We start from the raw sequence: 17,072 nt of genomic DNA on the forward strand, positions 1-17,072 counted from the left end.
GCAGGTCATCCGTCATGGAGCGGACGCGCCAGGCACAGGTTCTGCGCGCCGGGCACGGCGGGTCAGGCGAAAGGCGGCCATCGTCCGGAACCACCGCCCGATGGATCACCGGGCTCGAAGCCCGCCGGGCCGCCGCCATGGCCTGGCCGTAGCCGCGCGGACGGACCAACCCCTCACTCGAACGAAGAGCCGGGGTTGTCGTGCGGTGCAGAACGTCACCGGGACACTTCGCAACACCGACAGGCGGCAAAGAACCGCCTACACCAAAAGCCCGGGCTGCACATGTCCCACGGGGTCCGGAAGACGCAGAATGCGGACCGAGACCAACCTCGACCCGCACTCCGTTGGTGAAAGCTTGGTGTCCGAGGGGGGACTTGAACCCCCACGCCCGATAAAGGGCACTAGCACCTCAAGCTAGCGCGTCTGCCATTCCGCCACCCGGACCGGTGTACGTCTCACGGCCTTCCGGCCGCGGCGACGGGGAACACCATACCAAGCTTTCGGGGTGCCTCTCACCCGCATAACCCATGGTCCGGTGGGGTGTGGGAGGGGCGGCGGGGCCTTTCACACCACGTGAGCGGACGCGTACGGTGGCGCACTCGTCCCCGGCTCGTCGAAGGCGCACAATGGGACCGGCCGCGGCGGGAGATGGTCACGGCCGTACGGCACCGATTCCGAGGCGGGACGATCTTCCATGGGCCGAGTCACCGAGCGCCGCCGTGTCGTCCGCGTACGCGACGGCGCGGTGAGCGAACGCCCCGACACCCTCGTCGCCGAGGAGCCGTTGGAGATCCGGCTGAACGGCAGGCCGCTGGCGATCACCATGCGCACCCCCGGCGACGACTTCGCGCTGGCGGCGGGGTTCCTGGTGAGCGAGGGCGTCCTGGGCGGTCCGGAGGAGGTGGCGAACATCGTCTACTGCGCGGGCGCCACCGAGCAGGAGGACGGCACCACCCGCAACTCCTACAACGTCGTCGATGTCCGCCTCGCCCCCGGCGTCCCCCTCCCCGACGACACCGTGCTGCGGCTGGAGCGGAACGTCTACACCAGTTCCGCCTGTGGTCTGTGCGGCAAGACCAGCCTGGACGCGGTCCGCACCACGGCCCGCTGGTCGCTCGCCGACGGCGCCCCGGTGCGCGTCGCCCCCGCCGTCCTGTCCGCCCTCCCCGACCGACTCCGGGCCGCCCAGAAGGTGTTCGACCGCACCGGGGGCCTGCACGCCGCCGGGCTGTTCACCCCCGACGGGGAGCTGCTGGACCTGCGGGAGGACGTCGGCCGCCACAACGCCGTCGACAAGCTGGTCGGGCGCGCCCTGACCGACGGGCGCCTGCCCCTGTCGGAGACGGTGCTGCTGGTCTCGGGCCGGGCCTCGTTCGAGTTGGCGCAGAAGGCCGTGATGGCGGGCGTCCCGGTGCTGGCCGCGGTCTCGGCGCCCTCCTCCCTCGCCGTCGACCTGGCCGCCGAGGCCGGGCTCACCCTGGTGGGCTTCCTGCGCGGCGCGTCGATGAACGTCTACGCCGGCGAGCACCGCGTCGCCCTGCCCGGCCGCGCCTGACGGCCGGTCGGACTTCACCGGACATCCGAAACGATGTGGTGCACACGGGGGATCCGTGCGGATATCCGGGATGAACGGTGACGGCTCGGCATTCCCGGTCCGAACTGCCCCCATTCACCCCACCGGGCGGTATCACCTCACTTCCCGGACAGCTCGTCGATCGGATACGGTCGCCCCGCCGCGAGGTCCCCTCGCGGCGGCGCACCAAGGAGCGGCAATTGCGCGAGTTCACCGTCCCCGCCCTGGCGACGGCTCCTCAGGCAGGAGGGCTGGCCGACGCCGTCTTCGACAACGCCGACCGGGACCCGCGCCGACCGGCCCTGTCCCGCAAGGACGCCTCCGGGGTCTGGCGGGACGTCACCGCCGCCGAGTTCCGCGACCAGGTCCTCGCCCTGGCCAAGGGGTTGCTCGCCGAGGGCGTGCGGTTCGGGGACCGGATCGCCATCATGTCCCGCACCCGCTACGAGTGGACCCTCTTCGACTTCGCCCTGTGGTCCATCGGCGCCCAACCCGTGCCGATCTACCCCACCTCCTCGGCCGAGCAGGTCCGCTGGATGCTCCACGACGCCGAGGTGACGGCCGCCGTGGTGGAACACGAGGACCACGCGATGACCGTCGGCTCGGTCGTCGCCCGGCTGCCGCGTCTGAAGCGACTGTGGCAGCTCGACGCCGACGCCGAGGGCGAGCTGTCCGCCGCCGGGGCCCACCTCCACGACGACGTCGTGCACCGGCACCGGCTCGCGCTGACCCCGGACACCCCGGCCACCGTCATCTACACCTCCGGCACCACCGGCCGCCCCAAGGGCTGTGTGCTCACCCACGGCAACTTCATGGCCGAGTGCGACAACATCGTCCGGCGCTACGCGACGGTGTTCACCACCAAGTCCGGCGAGCAGCCCGCCACCCTCCTCTTCCTGCCGCTCGCGCACGTCTTCGGGAGGATGGTCGAGGTCGGCGCGGTCCGCGCCCGCGTCAGGCTCGGCCACCAGCCCAACCTCACCGCCACCGCGCTCCTGCCCGACCTGGAGGCATTCCGTCCCACCTTCGTCCTGGCCGTGCCCTACATCTTCGAGCGGATCTTCCACGCCGCCCGCCGCAGGGCCGAGGCCGAGGGCCGGGACGGCGTCTTCGACAAGGCGGTGGAGGTCGCCGTCCGCTACGCCGAGGCCGTGGAGCGCAAGGCGTTCGGCACCGGTCCCGGGCCCGGTCCCGCCCTCCGGCTCCAGCACTGGTTCTTCGACAGGACCGTCTACTCCAGGCTCCGCGCGGCGCTCGGCGGACGCTGCCGCCATGCCATGTCCGGCGGCTCGGCCATGGACAGGCGTCTGGGGCTGTTCTACGACGGCGCGGGCATCCGCGTCTTCGAGGGGTACGGGCTGACGGAATCCACCGCCGCGGCCACCGCCAACCCGCCCGAGCGGCCCCGTTTCGGCACCGTCGGCGTCCCCATCCCGGGCACCACCGTCCACGTCTCCTACGACGGCGAGGTGTGGCTGCGCGGCGGCCATGTCTTCGCCGGCTACCTCAACGATCCCCGGTCCACCGGCGAGGTCCTGCGCGACGGTTGGCTGGCCACCGGCGACCTCGGTTCCCTGGACGAGGACGGCTACCTGACCATCACCGGCCGCAAGAAGGACATCCTGATCACCTCCGGCGGCAAGAGCCTGTCCCCCACGCTCCTGGAGGATCGGGTGCGGGCGCACCCCCTGGTGGACCAGTGCATCGTCGTCGGCAACGACCGGCCCTACGTCGCCGCTCTGATCACCCTCGACGAGGAGGCCGTGCACCACTGGCTGACCATGCGGAACAAGCCCCGCCTCGGTCCCGCCGAACTCGTCCGCGACCCCGATCTGGAGGCCGAGATCAGACGGTCGGTGGTGGCCGCCAACACCCTCGTCTCCCAGGCCGAGTCCATCCGCACCTTCCGGATACTGGGCTCGCGGTTCACCGAGGAGGAGGGGCTGCTCACCCCTTCCCTGAAGCTGCGTCGGAAGGCCGTCGAGGAGGCGTACGCGGTCGAGATCGAGGCGCTCTACCACGGTTGACCCCGGACTGCCGTCCGCCGGGAATGCGGTGACGGCCATGATCGTTGTGCCGCCGGGTAAACGTGCCGCCAACCGACCGAAGGACCACACACACGTGAGCAAGGTTCCCAACATCATCCTCAACAACGACGTCCGGATGCCGCAGCTCGGCTTCGGCGTGTGGCAGGTTCCGGACGAGGAGGCCACCCCCGCCGTGGCCCACGCCATCGCCTCGGGCTACCGCAGCATCGACACCGCCGCCCTGTACCACAACGAGCGGGGCACCGGTCGGGCCATCGCCGACTCCGGGGTGCCGCGCGAGGAACTCTTCGTCACCACCAAGGTCTGGAACGATCGACACGGGTACGACTCCACCCTGCGGGCCTTCGACGAGTCCCTGGAGCGGCTCGGCCTGGAGTATGTGGACCTCTACCTCATCCACTGGCCGGCGCCGAGGCAGGACCGCTACGTCGAGACGTGGAAGGCGCTGGAGAAGCTGTACGCCGACGGCCGGGCCAAGGCCATCGGCGTCTCCAACTTCAAACCCACCCACCTGCGGCGGCTGATGGAGGAGACCTCGATCGTGCCGGCCGTCAACCAGATCGAGCTCCACCCCTGGTTCCAGCAGGCCGAGTCGCGCGCCTTCCACGCCGAGCACGGCATCGCCACCGAGGCGTGGTCGCCCCTGGGTCAGGGGAAGGGCCTGCTGGACGATCCGGCCATCGGCGAGATCGCCCGCCGGCACGGCCGCACCCCCGCCCAGGTCGTGCTGCGCTGGCACCTCCAGCTCGGGAACCTGGTGATCCCCAAGTCCGTCACCCCCTCCCGGATCGAGGAGAACATCGACGTCTTCGACTTCGCCCTGGAGGACGGCGACATGGCGGAGCTGGCCGGGCTCGACACCGGCAACCGGCTCGGTGCCGACCCGGACACCCTGGGCTGACCCTTCCCGCCGCCGTCCGGGGGCGGGGGTTCGGTGAGCACGTCCGCCGCGCGGTTCCGTCACGCCGCGCGGCGGACGGCTTCTCGGGGGCGGCTTCGGAGGCGAAGGGCCGGAGACCTCCGTGTGACCGGGCGCGAAGGTCCCGTGACCGCCTCTCCACAGGTGTCCGATAGGTGATTTCGGTGTGCCGCGGGCGGGCGGCTTGCCGGGTACACGTCCGGGCCGATGCCCGTGGCGTGCCGCTCATCCCCCCGCATCTCCCCCCCACATCGAGGAGAACGAACACGCCACGGCCGTGGTCCGACCGTCGATGCGGCTCTCGCCGTCACCGCCCTCGCGCTGACCGCCCTGCCCTCCATCGCCGGAGCGGTGTCGTCGTCCTCCACCGACGCCCCCGCCTCCGCCGACGTCTCCGCCGATGACGCCCTCACCGCCCAGGCCCTCCGCGTCGCCGAGGGGATGCCCGCGGGCACCCTGCAGGCCATGCAGCGCGACTTCGGCATATCCGCCGCCGAGGCCGGGACCGTCACCGCCGCCGGCGCGGAGGCGAGGGGCGTCGAGCACAACATGCGCTCCCCGGAGAAGGCCAAGGCGGCCCTGGCCAAGGCCGCGGAGCGGAACGCCACCACCGCCGCGCCGGTGTGGTAGGTCGACGTCCGCACCGACAGCGTCGTCGTCCACGCCTCCGACACCGCCGAGACGGAGGCGTTCGTCGAGGCCGGCGGCGTGGACGAGGGTCTGGTGCGGATCGTGGGGCCCACCGAGAAGCCGCGGGCCTACGCCGACCCGCGCGGCGGCGAGGCGTACCACGTCAACGGCTCCGGCCGCCGCTCGATCGGCTTCCCCGTCACCAAGGGCGACCGGCGGGGCTTCCTCACCGCCGGCCACCGCGGAACCGTCGGCAGCTCCATCACCGGTCACGACCGGACCGCCCAGGGCACGTTCCAGGGCTCGTCCTTCCCCGGTGACGACCACGCCTGGATCGCCACCAACGGCGACCGGACCGCCACCCCGCACGTCAAGGGCGCCGCCGGAGTCGACGTGACGGTCGGCGGTTCCACTCGGGCGCCCGTGGGCTCCTCCGTCCGCCGTTCCGGTTCCACCACCGGCCGGCACCGCGGCACCATCGAGCAGCACGACACCTGCGTCACCTACTCGGAGGGCACCGTCCGCGGGGCGACCCGGACCACCGTGTGCGCCGAGCCCGGCGACTCCGGCGGCGCCTACGTCTCCGGCGACCAGGCACAGGGCGTGACCTCCGGCGGCTCGGGCAACCGCACCACCGGCGGCACCACGTACCACCGGCCGGTCGACGAGATCCTGTCGGCCTACGGCCTCACCCTCGTCACGGGCTGAGCCCCACGGTCTGAGCCCCACGGCGCACGGGGCGGGGCTCACCTCGCCCCGTGCGCCGCCGCGATCCCCTCGATACGACGCGCCAGCCGCACGTCCAGCTCGGTCACCTTTCCGCCTACGCTGTGGGTGTTCACCGACACGCCCAGCGTGTTGTAGCCGAGCAGCAGATCCGCGTGGTGGTCCGACTCGTCCTGGATCTCGGCCACATGGACCACCATCGCCGCGGCTTGGAGGTGCCGGGCGAAGGAGTAGGAACGCCTCAGCAGGTTCCCCTCCCGGTCCCACTCCCAGCCGGGCAGCTCCGCCAGGGCACTGTCGATCTCTTCCGGGGTCAACGGTCGCGGCGCCATGACACGAATCTCGCTTTCACTGGACGACCCTCCAAGCCTAGGGTCGCGGTCATGGGATACGTGGCAACCGACGCGAGCACCGCAGTGGGCCCCCTGCTCAGGCACTGGCGGCAGCGCGCCGGACTCAGCCAGTTGGAGCTGGCCCTGCGCGCCGGCTCCTCGGCCCGGCACATCAGTTTCGTCGAGACCGGACGGGCCCGACCCAGCGAGGAGATGGTGCTCCGGCTGGCCGAGCACCTGTCCGTTCCCGTGCGGGAACGGAACGCGCTGCTGCTGGCCGCCGGGTACGCGCCGCACTATCCCGAGACCCCGGTGGACGACCCTTCCCTGACCTCCCTCCGCCAGGGCCTGGAGCGGGTCCTGACGGCCTATGAGCCGTATCCGGCCCTGGTGGTCGACGGCCGGTACGAGGTGTTGGCCGCCAACCGCGGCATCGCCGTCCTTCTGGATGGGGTGGCCGAGCACCTGCTGCGACCCCCGCTGAACGCCATGCGCGCCACCCTCCACCCCGATGGCCTGGCCCCGCGCATCCGCAACTTCCTGGAGTGGCGCGAGCATCTGCTGGAGCAGATGCGGCGTCAGCTCGCGCTGCTGCGTTCGGCGCCGCTGCGCGAGTTGTACGAGGAGGTCGCCGCCTATCCGCTGCCCGAGGGCGGCACCGAACGGCGCGGCGGCGAGACTCCCTTCGCCCTGCCCCTGGTGCTCGACCACGGGGGGCGGACGCTGTCGTTCTTCTCCACGATCACCACGTTCAACACCCCGATGGACGTGACCGTCTCCGAGTTGGCCATCGAGACCTTCGTCCCGGCCGATCCGGGGACGGCCGCCGCGCTTCCGGCGATCCTGGGGTGACGGTTCACGCCGACGACGCCCGCTCGGCGGCCGTGCTACCGCCCGGTATTTTTACTCCTGGGTAATAAATTTTTAAAGTGGTCAAAAGTGACAACCGTGATGTTTCTCTGCGGCCCGTCATCCGCATAAACATGTCTGTTACATGACTGAACCTCCGTTCCACAAACGTGTGTTATCGTCTTCGCGAACGTGCTAAACGAGGGGGGCGGCCACCCGTCACAACGTGAACGGTGGCGGTGCGTCCCCCCCATGGGGGAGCTTGGCATGAGCGATGCCATCGGGCGCAGAATTGCCATAATTCATGCGTCTCCGCTTGTCAGAAAAGCCATGGGAGACTTGCTGCGACCACACGCGACTCTCCACTTCACAGGCGGCGCGTCGCGGCTGGGAGAAGTGGAAACCGTGGTGCGCGAACACCGCCCGGACGTCCTCCTGCTGGAGTACGAACAGTGGCGGGCGCAGTCCTGGAAGTACCCTTTGACCTGGATAAATGATGCGGGCAGGGTCAGGATTGTCATGTATGGAAGGAGCAGCGACGCCCAGGCGGCGGTCGACTCCATCCGTTGCGGCGCGGCCGGCTTCGTCCACGATTCCTGCCCGCTGGAGCATCTGGTCTCCGCATTCCTGGACGCGCTCGACGGCAGGAGTTTCCTGCACCTGGGCGAGAACTTCACCTCCCTTTCATCTGTCACAGATGAAGGTCGGCCCCTGAAGGCCAGTTTAACGCAACGGGAAAAGCAAATACTGGAGCTTCTCCTCCTGCGCCGCTCCAATGAAGAGATCGCGGACCAACTCTCCCTCACCAGGCAGACCGTGAAGAATTATGTCAGCCGAGTGTTCAGGAAGATGGGCGTTTCCAGCAGGAAAGAACTGCTGCGCGGCGAGTTCAAAGCGGCTTGACAGGGCAAAGCGGAGGCAAAGCTCCGATGAACCGTGACGGGTCGGCCCCGAAAGCCGACCGGAGAGGAGTGGCCGTGTCGTCGGACGGCCGGGAGAGCGTCCTGGTGCGAACCGGGGAGCGGGTGGTCACCGTCGTGCTCAACCGGCCGGACCGCCACAACGCGATGTCCACCGAGATGCTGGGGCGGCTGGCCGATGTGCTCGCGCGGCTCGCCGCCCCCGCCCCGGAGAGCGACGAGGCGCCGCGGTGCCTGGTGCTCACCGGCGCCGGCCCCTCCTTCTCCAGCGGGGCGGACACCCGTGAGCCCGACTGGCGGGACCTGTCCCGGCGCGCCGTGCGCCGGGCCCGTTTCCGCTCCGTCCTCTCCACCCTGCACCACCTTCCCCTGCCCACCGTCGCCGCCGTCGAGGGGCACGCCCTCGGCGGCGGTCTGGAGGTGGCGCTCGCCTGCGATCTCGTGATCGCGGCGGAGGGGGCTCGATTCGGTCTGCCGGAGTTGGGAGTGGGGGCGATCCCCGGTGGGGGCGGCGTCCACTCCCTGCTGCGCCGGGTCGGCCGCGGGGTCGCGGCCGACATGCTGCTGACCGGCGCTCGTCTGCCGGCGGCCCGGCTGGCCGAACTCGGCGGCGTGGAGCGCCTCACCGCGGACGGTGAGGCGCTGCCGACCGCCCTGGAACTGGCGCGCGCCCTGGCACGGACGGACTCGGCCCTGCTGTCCGCCGCGACGCGCCTGCTGCGCGACTCGGGGCACCTGGACAGGGCCACCGCCCTGGGCGTCGAGGACGGGTACTGGTGGGGGGCCGCCGTGGCGGCCCGGGACGTGTGAGGCACCGCACCCCCCGCTTCCGTTTGCGGCCCCCGGGCCACGTGCACTAATTTCGTTCAGCAACTACTGAATCTATAGAATATGTCGTCGGCGGTGTGGAGACCCCAGGGGGCCGACGGGGGCGTGCGCGCCCACCGCCCTGATGATCGGAGAAGGTGTGGCAGCGGCAATCAGTTGCGAAGGGGTCACGAAGCGCTTCGGTGACTTCACGGCGGTCGACGGCCTGGACCTGACCGTCCCCGAAGGTTCGGTCTTCGGCTACCTGGGCCCCAACGGCGCCGGCAAGAGCACCACCATCAGGATGCTGATGGGCCTGTCCCGGCCGACGTCGGGCCGGGTGCGGGTGCTCGGGCAGGACCCGCTGGCCGACGCGGCGGTGCGGCGGCGGATCGGCTACCTCCCCGGCGAGCTGCGCCTGGACGACCGCCTGACGGTCCTTCAGACGCTGGAGTCCTGGGCACGGTTGCGCGGCACCGTGGACCTCGCCCTCCGGGACGAGCTGATCGAGCGGTTCGCCCTGGACCCGAAGAAGGCCGTCCGCGGCCTGTCCACCGGAAACCGCCGCAAGGTCGGTCTCGTCGGCGCCTTCATGTCCAGGCCCGACCTGCTGGTCCTGGACGAGCCCACCAACGGGCTCGACCCCCTGATGCAGCAGGTCTTCCTCGACCTGGTCGCGGAGGTCGCCCGGGAGGGACGCACCGTGCTGCTCTCCTCGCACATCCTCTCCGAGGTGGAGCGGGTCGCCGGATCGGTGGCCGTCCTGCGGGCCGGCCGGATCGTCGCCTCCGGGGAGACCGCGCGGCTCCGCCGGGGGGCCGCGCAGAAGTTCCACGCCGTGTTCACCGACGAGGTCCCGCCCCTGACGGAACTGGAGGGACTGCCCGGCGCCGCCGAGGTGACCGCCGAGGGACAGCGCGTCACCGTGGCCTGGACCGGTTCGCCCGACGCCCTGCTGCGGACGCTGTCCCGGTACCGGCTCGACTCGCTCACCGCGCCGGAGCCCGACCTGGAGGACGCGTTCTTCCACCATTACCGGACGGACGGCGACCGGACGGACACCGGCGGGCGCGTCGAAGCGGGCGCCGACGCCGCGGGCATCTGACGACGATTTCTCCGAGCAGGAAAGAAGAAGACCATGACGTCACCCCCCTCGCTGTCGTCGCCGACTTCCGAGCTTTTCGTCCGCGGTGTCCACGTACAGCGTCGCAGTATCATCGCCTGGGCCGCCGCACTTGTTCTCCTCGCCCTCTCCGTGGTCGGAGTATGGCCCTCCATGGAGGAATCCGGATCGCTTGAGGACTTTTCCTCCGGCCTCTCCCCCGAACTGGCCGACGCATTCGGCGTGGCGGAAATCAACACCGCCGTCGGATATCTCAAGGGGAATCTCTACGCGGTTCTGCTGCCCCTCCTGCTGGGGCTCATGGCGGTGACCGCGACCGGCACGCTGACCGCGGGCGACGAGGAGGCGGGACGGCTGGAGCTGCTCCTCGCCCTGCCCGTCGAGCGCCGCAGCGTCTACCTGCTGCGCTTCCTGGTGGTGGCCTTCGCCCTCGCCGTGGTGGCGTTCCTGGTGTGGGCCGCGGTGCTGATGTCCGTCGTCTCCCTCGACATGGACGTGACCGCCGCCGGCGTGTCGGCGGTGTCCCTCACCACCTGGCTGCTCGCCGTGCTGCACGCGGGGGTCGCCTACGCCGTCGCCGCGTTCGGCGCGCGGCGCGGAGTCACCGTGGGCGCGGCCGCCGCCGTGCTGGTCGTCGGCTACCTGCTGCACGCCATAGCCCCGCTGTCGGACGCCCTCGAACCCCTCGCGGCCGTCTCGCCCTGGGAGTGGGCGCTGGGCTCCGACCCGCTGGCGAACGGCTTCCCCTGGGGCGGCATCGCGCTGCTGGCCGTCTGCTGCGCGGTGCTCGCGGCCGTGGGCACCGCCGTCGTCGACCGACGGGACGTCAAGACCGCCTGACCGCCGGCCGGCCGTGCCGGCGCTCCCGATCTCGGCCGCCCCGGGTCCCCTCCCGGGGCGGCCGTCTTTCCGGGGCCGTCCTTCCGGGGCACCCGGCGCCGGAAAGACGGGTTCCTCCGGGACCGGAGACGGCGCCCGTCCCTCCCCCCGCGGGCGCCGGCATTGAGTATCAACGGTCATCATGCGCGGTCCTCATTGAGTACCGGACGTAAGTTCCCGCGCCCTCGACGCCCCGCTAGGTTCGTCACATGGACAGTGGTGACTCCTCAATTGCTGGACGGCAGGAACCCGTCGTCGTCACAGGAATCGGAACCGTGCTCCCCGGAACCCGGAACGCACGGGAATTCTGGGACCACATCTCGACCGGAACATCCCAGATAAGCCCCCTCAAGAGATTCGACTCCACGGCACTCGGCCTTCCCGTCCACGCGGCCGCGCAGATCGAGGAGTTCGACCACCGCCATGACCTCCCCGAGCTTCCCGACGGGCACGCCGGGAAATACAGCCGGGAAATCCTGATCGCCATGTCCGCGATCGCCCAGGCGCTGCGCGACGCGGGGCTCCGCCGCGGGGACGTGCCGCCCGAGCGGCTGGGCATCGTCCAGTCCTCCTCCCGCGGCCCCCTGGAGTGGTGGCGCTCCGCGATGCACGCCCCGGACCCGGCGGTCCCCTACGGCGACAGCGGAGCGATGTTCCGCGGGCTGGCCGGCTGCCCGGCCACCATGGCCGCCATCCACGTACAGGCCCAGGGGCTGGTCACCACCATCAGCAGCGCCTGCGTCGGCGGCCACCACGCCATCGGCCTCGCCCTGCGCGAACTGCGGTCCGGCAGCGCCGACGTCGTCCTGGCCGGCGGACACGAGTTCCCCATCCTCCCCGAGGTGGTCCGCTGCTACCTCGCGCTCGGCGACGGCGTCCTCTCCCCCGAACGGGAGGACCCGCGACGCGCCGTGCGCCCCTACGACCGCGACCGCTCGGGCTTCGCCATGGGCGAGGGAGCGGTGACCCTCTGCCTGGAGCGGGAGTCCTCCGCCCGTGCCCGGGGAGCCCGCGCCTACGCCCGGATACTGGGCCACCGGGCCCTGAACGAGGCCGCCCACGGCACCAGCATGGACCTCACCGGCAAGGTCACCGCAGGTGTCATGTCCCGACTCCTGGAGGACGTGGACCGCGACCGGGACCGGGTCGGCTACATCTGCGGGCACGGCACCGCCACCCGCTACAACGACCTGGCGGAGAGCCGCGCGCTGCGCGCCCTCTACCCGGAGCGCGAGGACGCCGAACTGCCCCCGCACGGCTCCAACAAGCCCATCTACGGCCACACCTTCGGCATGGCCGGGACGATCAACGTGGCCGCCACCTCGCTGATGCTGCACCACCAGCGGCTCGCCAGGACCGCCAACCTCGTCAACCCCGACCCCGAGTGCGACACCGACCACGTGGCCGACGGACCGCGCGACGCCGACCTCGAACTCGCCCTGTCGATGTCCTTCGCCTTCGGCAGCCAGACCTCCCTGATGGCCCTGGAGCGTGCCTCGTGAGCACCGCGACCACCGACGGACCGACCACCGGCGGACCGAACACCGACGGACCGTGGCCCAGGACGGCGGGTCCCGTCCTCGCGGACGGCCCCGACGACCTCGTCCGACGCTTCGTCGAGCCGGGGGACCACGTCCACCTGGCCGCCACCCTCTCCCGGCCCAACGCCCTGCTCAACGCCCTCGCCCGGGTCTTCCGGGGCACCCGGAGCCTGACGGTCAGCACCACCGCCGTGCACTCCAACGCCCACGCCCTGGCCCTCTCCGGGGCGGTGCGCAAGGTGATCACCGGCTTCCTCGGCGACACCTACCCCTCCCCGCGACCCAACCGCCTCTACCGGAACCTCGCCTCCGGCGAGCCGTTCGAGGTGGAGCTGTGGTCGCTGCTGACCTACACCCAGCGGCTGATGGCCGCCGCGCTGGGCCAGCCCTTCGCCACCACCGGCTCGCGGATCGCCGAGAGCGACCTGCGCCACGGCAAGGAGGGCCTGCTGCACCTCGTGCCGCACCCCGAGGACCCGGAGCGCCGGGTGTCCCTGCTGGAGCCGCTCCGTCCCGACTACGCCCTCTTCCACGGGGTCTGCGCCGACCGGCACGGCAACGTCGTCGCCGTGCCCCCGCTGGGCGAGGGAGCCTGGGCGGCCTGGGCGGCGCGGCGCGGCGTCCTCGTCTCCGTCGAGGCCATCGTCGACGACGAGGTGATCGCCCGCATGCCGGACCGGGTGGTCCTGCCGGCCTCCCGGGTGCTGGGGGTGTGCGAGGCGCCGTTCGGCGCCCACCCGCAGTCCCTGCGCACCGACGGTCTGGCCGGGGTGTCCGGGTACCTGGACGACTTCGACCACCTGGCGGAGATCGTGCGGGCCTGCCGCGAGCCGGAGACCGCGCGGGAGTGGTTCGACACCTGGGTCGGCGGCGTCCGGGGACACGCCGAGTACGTGGAGCGCCTCGGCGCACGGCGCGACTCCCTCCTGCTGCCGGACCCCCGGTCCACCGGGGACCCCGCCAAGGACACCGCCGCGAAGCCCTCGCCGCCGAGCGCGCGGCAGGCCGGACCGGAGGCCGAGGAGGCCGTCGAGCCGCCCACCGCGCAGGAACAGCTCATCGTGCTCGGCGCGCGGGCCGTCGCCGAGGCGGTGGTCGAGCGCGGCTACGACACGCTGCTGGCCGGCATCGGCGCCTCCCACATGGCCGTCTGGCTCGCCGCGCGCATGCTGGCCGAACGGGGCATCACCGTGCACGTCGCCGCCGAACTCGGCTTCCAGTCCATGGACCCCGAGCCGGGCGACGTCTTCCTGTTCAGCCAGCGGCACGCCACGCGGTCGCGGATGCTCTCCGGCATACCGGAGGTGCTGGGCGGCGTCGTGGCCGCCAACCCCCGCTGCCTGGGGGTGCTCGCCGCGGCGGAGGTCGACCGCGCCGGCAACCTCAACACCACCGCGCTGCCCGACGGCCGTTGGATCACCGGTTCCGGCGGCGCCAACGACATCGCGTCCACCACCGACTGCCTCGTCGTCGCCACCGCCTCACCGCGCCGCTACGTGCCCACCGTGACGCACCTGACCAGTCCGGGACACCGGATCAGGGACGTGGTCTCCCAGTTCGGCCGCTTCCACCGGTCCGGCCCCGACGAGCCGTTCCGGCTGGCCACCTGGCTGCCCCCGGCGGGCGGCCCGGACGCGCCCGAGGACCCCGAGACGGCGATCGCCCGGCTCACCTCCTGGGACGCCTCCGCCTCCGACGCCTCGCACGAGAAACCCATCACCGCAGAAGAGCTCGCGGCCCTGCGCCGCATGGATCCGGAAGGCCACTACCGATGACCACCGTCCTCCCTCCCGAGGCCCCGTCCGCCGGTTCCGCACCCGCCCCCGCCGCCCGGCCCAGCACCTTCGCCCCCGCCCGGCTGGCGGGCATCGGGCACTACTTCCCCGGGGAGCCGGTCCGCAACGACCACTTCGAGGCCATGGAGGCCCTGGGCATCGACGACGCCTGGATCCGCGAGCACACCGGGATCTCCTCCCGGCACTGGCCCGAGGACGACAAGGAGCGCGCCGTCGAGATGGCCGTGAAGGCCGTCGACCGCGCCCTGGAGCAGGCCGGTCTGGAGCCGGACGACATCGACCTGGTGATCGGGACCACCTCCACCACCAGGCCCCGGGTCAACCCCTCCTCCGCGACCAACAACTACATGGACATCTCGCTGCCCCTGCAGCACCAGGCGGGGCTGAAGCGGGCCACCTGCTTCGACGTCGGCGCCGTCGCCTGCGCCGGGTTCATGTACTCCAGCTCCGTCGCCTGCGCCCTGCTGCCCGTGATGGGGATACGGAACGCCCTGGTGGTGTGCGCGGAGAACCCGCGCCCCATCCTCAACTTCGACTACCGCTACTCCGCCCTGTTCGGCGCGGGCGCGGCCGCCGCCGTCTGGTCGGCCGACACCGCCGAGCCCGGCCTGCTGGACGTCGTCCTCCACTCCGACGGCGAGCACTTCAACGCCTTCGACATCGACGAGAACGACAAGATGATCATGCGTGGCCGCCAGGTCGGCGACCTCGGCCCCAAGCTGCTGGTGCAGGCCGGCCGGGAGCTGCTGGAGCGCAACAAGCTGAAGGTGTCCGACGTCGACTGGTTCATCCCCCACCAGGGGAACCTCAACATGATCAACCAGGTCTGCGCGGAACTGGAGCTGCCCGAGGACCGGGTCCTGACGAACATCCAGAAGCGCGGCAACACCTCCAGCGTCTCCATCCCGAGCTGCCTGGCGGAGAACGTCGAGGCCGGTGTGATCCGCCCCGGCGACCTCATCGCCTCGGTGGGCATCGGCCGCGGCTTCAGTTGGGGCGCGATGCTCTTCCGCTACCAGTGAGCCGCCGCCGATGAGCCGCCACCAGTGAGCCGCCACCAGTGAGTCGCCGATGATCGGCGGCGCGGCGGACCGCCGCGCCGCCCGGGGCGACGACCAGGACATCCACCAGGGAAGGACCTCGTGAAGGAAGAGCACGCCCTCTGGCGCGAGGCCGGCATCCGGATCACCGGATACGGCCACTACTACCCGCGCACCAGAGTGGTCAACGAAACCGGCGACGATCCCGCGGGCAACGCCGTGGACGCGGCCGTCATCGGCAGGATCGACGTCCGCGCCCGGCACGTCGCCGACGAGGACGAGACTCCGCAGGACATGGCCCGCAGGGCGGCCCGGCAGGCCCTGGACGACGCCGGGGTGGAGCCCGGCGCCGTGGACCTGCTGATCGTCAGCAACTGGACCGACCGGCAGTTCGTGCCCGAGTTCGGGCCCGTCACCGCCCACCTCCTCGGCGCCGACCGCGCTCTCGCCTTCGACCTGTGCGGCGCCTGCACCGGCTTCGTCCACGGCGTGCAGACCGCCGCCGCGCTGCTGGCCGCCACCCCGCACTGGACCACCGCCGTCGTCTCCAGCGTGGACCGCTTCTCCCGACGGGTGCGGCCCGGCAGCAAGGGCGAGCTGATCGTGGGCGACGCCGCCGGAGCCGTCGTCCTCGCCAAGACCCCGGGCGGCGAGCCCGGACTGCTGGACACCCTGCTGATCAGCGACGGCGAGGCCAGCGACACCGTCACCGTGCTGCCCCCGCAGGGCTGGATCAAGAGCAAGAAGACGCTCGTCGACGTGGCCGTGGCCTCCCACACCGAGGTCGCCGAACGGATGCTGGCCCGCTCCGGGGTGAAGATGGCCGACATCGACTGGGTGGTCCCGCACCCCGGCACCGGACCGCTGCACGCGGCCGTCCGCGAACGCCTCGGCATCCCCGAGGAGCGCTTCGTCACCAACTTCGAGGAGCGGGCCAACACCGGCAGCGCGTCCATCCCGATCGTGCTCTCCGAGATGGCCAAGGACGGCAGGCTGCGGCCGGGCGACCTCGTCCTGACCCCCACGGTCGGCTCCGGGTGGTTCTACGGGGGGCTCCTGTTCCATGTCTGAGCCGATCGCCGGCTCCCCCCGCACCGCGCTGGTCACCGGGGGCAGTCGGGGGCTGGGCGCCGCCATCGCGCGGCACCTCGCCCGCGAGGGCTGGCACACCGTCATCTGCGGGCGCTCCGAGGAGGACCTCGACGCCCGGGTCCGGGAGGCGGCCGAGGAAGGCGTCGAGCTGCACCGCGTCCGCGCCGACGTCACCGACCCGGCCTCCGTGGACGCCCTGTTCGAGGAGCTGGCGGAGAGCGCCCCGCCCCTGGAGCTGTGCGTCAACAACGCGGGCGGCAACTACTCGCACCGCCTCGTCGGGGTCCGGGAGGGGGACGACCCCGGGGACAGGGAGCTGAAACCGCACCCCGTCGACACCTGGGAGCGCACGGTGCGGCTCTGCCTCACCGGCGTCTTCCTCGTCGGCCGCCGGGCCGCCGAGGCGATGCTGCGCGACGGCACGCCGGGCGTCATCGTCAACATCTCCTCCGCCGTCAGCGCCGGCTCCTACGGGCAGTCGGCCTACAGCGCGGCGAAGGCGGGGGTGGAGTCGCTGACCCGCACCTGGGCGGTGGAGCTGGGCGAGTACGGCATCCGGGCCGTCGCCGTCTCCCCCGGCGTCATCGACGGCGCGGCCCTGCGCCGCCGCAGCGCGGCCAGCCCGCGCCACGCGGCCTACATGGAGGCCCTGCGCGGGCACGTACCGCTGCGCCGCTGGTGCAGCGAACAGGACATCGCGACCACGGTCGCGTTCGCGGCACGGAACACCGCGATAACAGGCACTGTGTTGGAGGTGGACGGTGGCGGACTTCCCAGCCGGGTCGTCGTCGGATGAC

General features: G+C 71.7%; 16 protein-coding genes and 1 tRNA gene. 15 read left to right on the forward strand and 2 right to left on the reverse strand.

Annotated elements, in window-relative coordinates; genetic code table 11:
* Window positions 1-356: 356 nt before the first annotated feature.
* A tRNA-Leu gene (locus tag IF47_RS0117695) sits at window positions 357-444 on the reverse strand.
* A 250-nt stretch (window positions 445-694) separates the two neighbouring features.
* Here IF47_RS0117695 and fdhD point away from each other — a divergent pair.
* From fdhD to IF47_RS31605, 5 genes are all read left to right on the forward strand, one after another.
* Entirely contained in the window at window positions 695-1,555 is an 861-nt protein-coding gene (fdhD, locus tag IF47_RS0117700; RefSeq protein ID WP_031509785.1) for a formate dehydrogenase accessory sulfurtransferase FdhD, read from the forward strand.
* 218 nt (window positions 1,556-1,773) lie between these two features.
* Window positions 1,774-3,600: an AMP-dependent synthetase/ligase gene (locus tag IF47_RS0117705; RefSeq protein ID WP_031509786.1), complete on the forward strand. Its 1,827-nt coding sequence runs from the start codon at window positions 1,774-1,776 to the stop codon at window positions 3,598-3,600.
* A 94-nt stretch (window positions 3,601-3,694) separates the two neighbouring features.
* Window positions 3,695-4,522: an aldo/keto reductase gene (locus tag IF47_RS0117710; RefSeq protein ID WP_031509787.1), complete on the forward strand. Its 828-nt coding sequence runs from the start codon at window positions 3,695-3,697 to the stop codon at window positions 4,520-4,522.
* A 225-nt stretch (window positions 4,523-4,747) separates the two neighbouring features.
* Entirely contained in the window at window positions 4,748-5,170 is a 423-nt protein-coding gene (locus IF47_RS31600; protein WP_245641157.1) for a hypothetical protein, read from the forward strand.
* 78 nt (window positions 5,171-5,248) lie between these two features.
* A complete protein-coding gene (locus IF47_RS31605) occupies window positions 5,249-5,878 on the forward strand; it encodes a S1 family peptidase (protein WP_051717828.1) in 630 nt (209 codons plus the stop codon).
* 38 nt (window positions 5,879-5,916) lie between these two features.
* On the opposite strand, the gene IF47_RS0117720 is transcribed toward IF47_RS31605, so the two are convergent.
* On the reverse strand, window positions 5,917-6,228 hold the full coding sequence (locus tag IF47_RS0117720) for a 4a-hydroxytetrahydrobiopterin dehydratase (RefSeq protein ID WP_031509788.1): 312 nt from the start codon (window positions 6,226-6,228) through the stop codon (window positions 5,917-5,919).
* Window positions 6,229-6,279: 51 nt separating this feature from the next.
* On the opposite strand from IF47_RS0117720, the gene IF47_RS0117725 reads away from it, so the two are divergent.
* From IF47_RS0117725 to IF47_RS0117770, 10 genes are all read left to right on the forward strand, one after another.
* A complete protein-coding gene (locus IF47_RS0117725; protein ID WP_031509789.1) occupies window positions 6,280-7,080 on the forward strand; it encodes a helix-turn-helix domain-containing protein in 801 nt (266 codons plus the stop codon).
* A gap of 264 nt (window positions 7,081-7,344) precedes the next feature.
* Window positions 7,345-7,980: a response regulator transcription factor gene (locus tag IF47_RS31610; RefSeq protein WP_031509790.1), complete on the forward strand. Its 636-nt coding sequence runs from the start codon at window positions 7,345-7,347 to the stop codon at window positions 7,978-7,980.
* A gap of 74 nt (window positions 7,981-8,054) precedes the next feature.
* The gene (locus IF47_RS0117735) at window positions 8,055-8,807 is read left to right on the forward strand and encodes an enoyl-CoA hydratase/isomerase family protein (RefSeq protein ID WP_037732846.1); all 753 of its coding nucleotides are present in this window, start codon (window positions 8,055-8,057) and stop codon (window positions 8,805-8,807) included.
* A gap of 157 nt (window positions 8,808-8,964) precedes the next feature.
* On the forward strand, window positions 8,965-9,909 hold the full coding sequence (locus IF47_RS0117740) for an ABC transporter ATP-binding protein (RefSeq protein WP_245641147.1): 945 nt from the start codon (window positions 8,965-8,967) through the stop codon (window positions 9,907-9,909).
* A 171-nt stretch (window positions 9,910-10,080) separates the two neighbouring features.
* Window positions 10,081-10,767: an ABC transporter permease subunit gene (locus IF47_RS0117745; RefSeq protein WP_483855126.1), complete on the forward strand. Its 687-nt coding sequence runs from the start codon at window positions 10,081-10,083 to the stop codon at window positions 10,765-10,767.
* A 248-nt stretch (window positions 10,768-11,015) separates the two neighbouring features.
* A complete protein-coding gene (locus tag IF47_RS0117750; protein WP_051717831.1) occupies window positions 11,016-12,308 on the forward strand; it encodes a beta-ketoacyl-[acyl-carrier-protein] synthase family protein in 1,293 nt (430 codons plus the stop codon).
* Window positions 12,305-14,122 (forward strand): CoA-transferase, encoded by a 1,818-nt coding sequence (locus IF47_RS0117755; RefSeq protein ID WP_051717832.1) that lies wholly within the window; start codon window positions 12,305-12,307, stop codon window positions 14,120-14,122. Before IF47_RS0117750 ends, IF47_RS0117755 begins: the two co-directional genes overlap by 4 nt.
* Window positions 14,119-15,165 carry a ketoacyl-ACP synthase III gene (locus IF47_RS0117760; RefSeq protein WP_031509796.1) on the forward strand — a complete coding sequence of 349 codons (1,047 nt, stop codon included), beginning with the start codon at window positions 14,119-14,121 and terminating at the stop codon, window positions 15,163-15,165. The genes IF47_RS0117755 and IF47_RS0117760 overlap by 4 nt, the downstream gene beginning before the upstream one ends.
* Before the next feature lie 120 nt (window positions 15,166-15,285).
* On the forward strand, window positions 15,286-16,254 hold the full coding sequence (locus tag IF47_RS0117765; RefSeq protein WP_031509797.1) for a ketoacyl-ACP synthase III: 969 nt from the start codon (window positions 15,286-15,288) through the stop codon (window positions 16,252-16,254).
* A complete protein-coding gene (locus IF47_RS0117770; RefSeq protein ID WP_031509798.1) occupies window positions 16,247-17,071 on the forward strand; it encodes an SDR family NAD(P)-dependent oxidoreductase in 825 nt (274 codons plus the stop codon). Before IF47_RS0117765 ends, IF47_RS0117770 begins: the two co-directional genes overlap by 8 nt.
* The last annotated feature ends 1 nt before the right edge of the window (window position 17,072 follow it).

Origin of the sequence: Streptomyces megasporus, assembly GCF_000718985.1 — a bacterium.
Classification (GTDB): domain Bacteria; phylum Actinomycetota; class Actinomycetes; order Streptomycetales; family Streptomycetaceae; genus Streptomyces; species Streptomyces megasporus.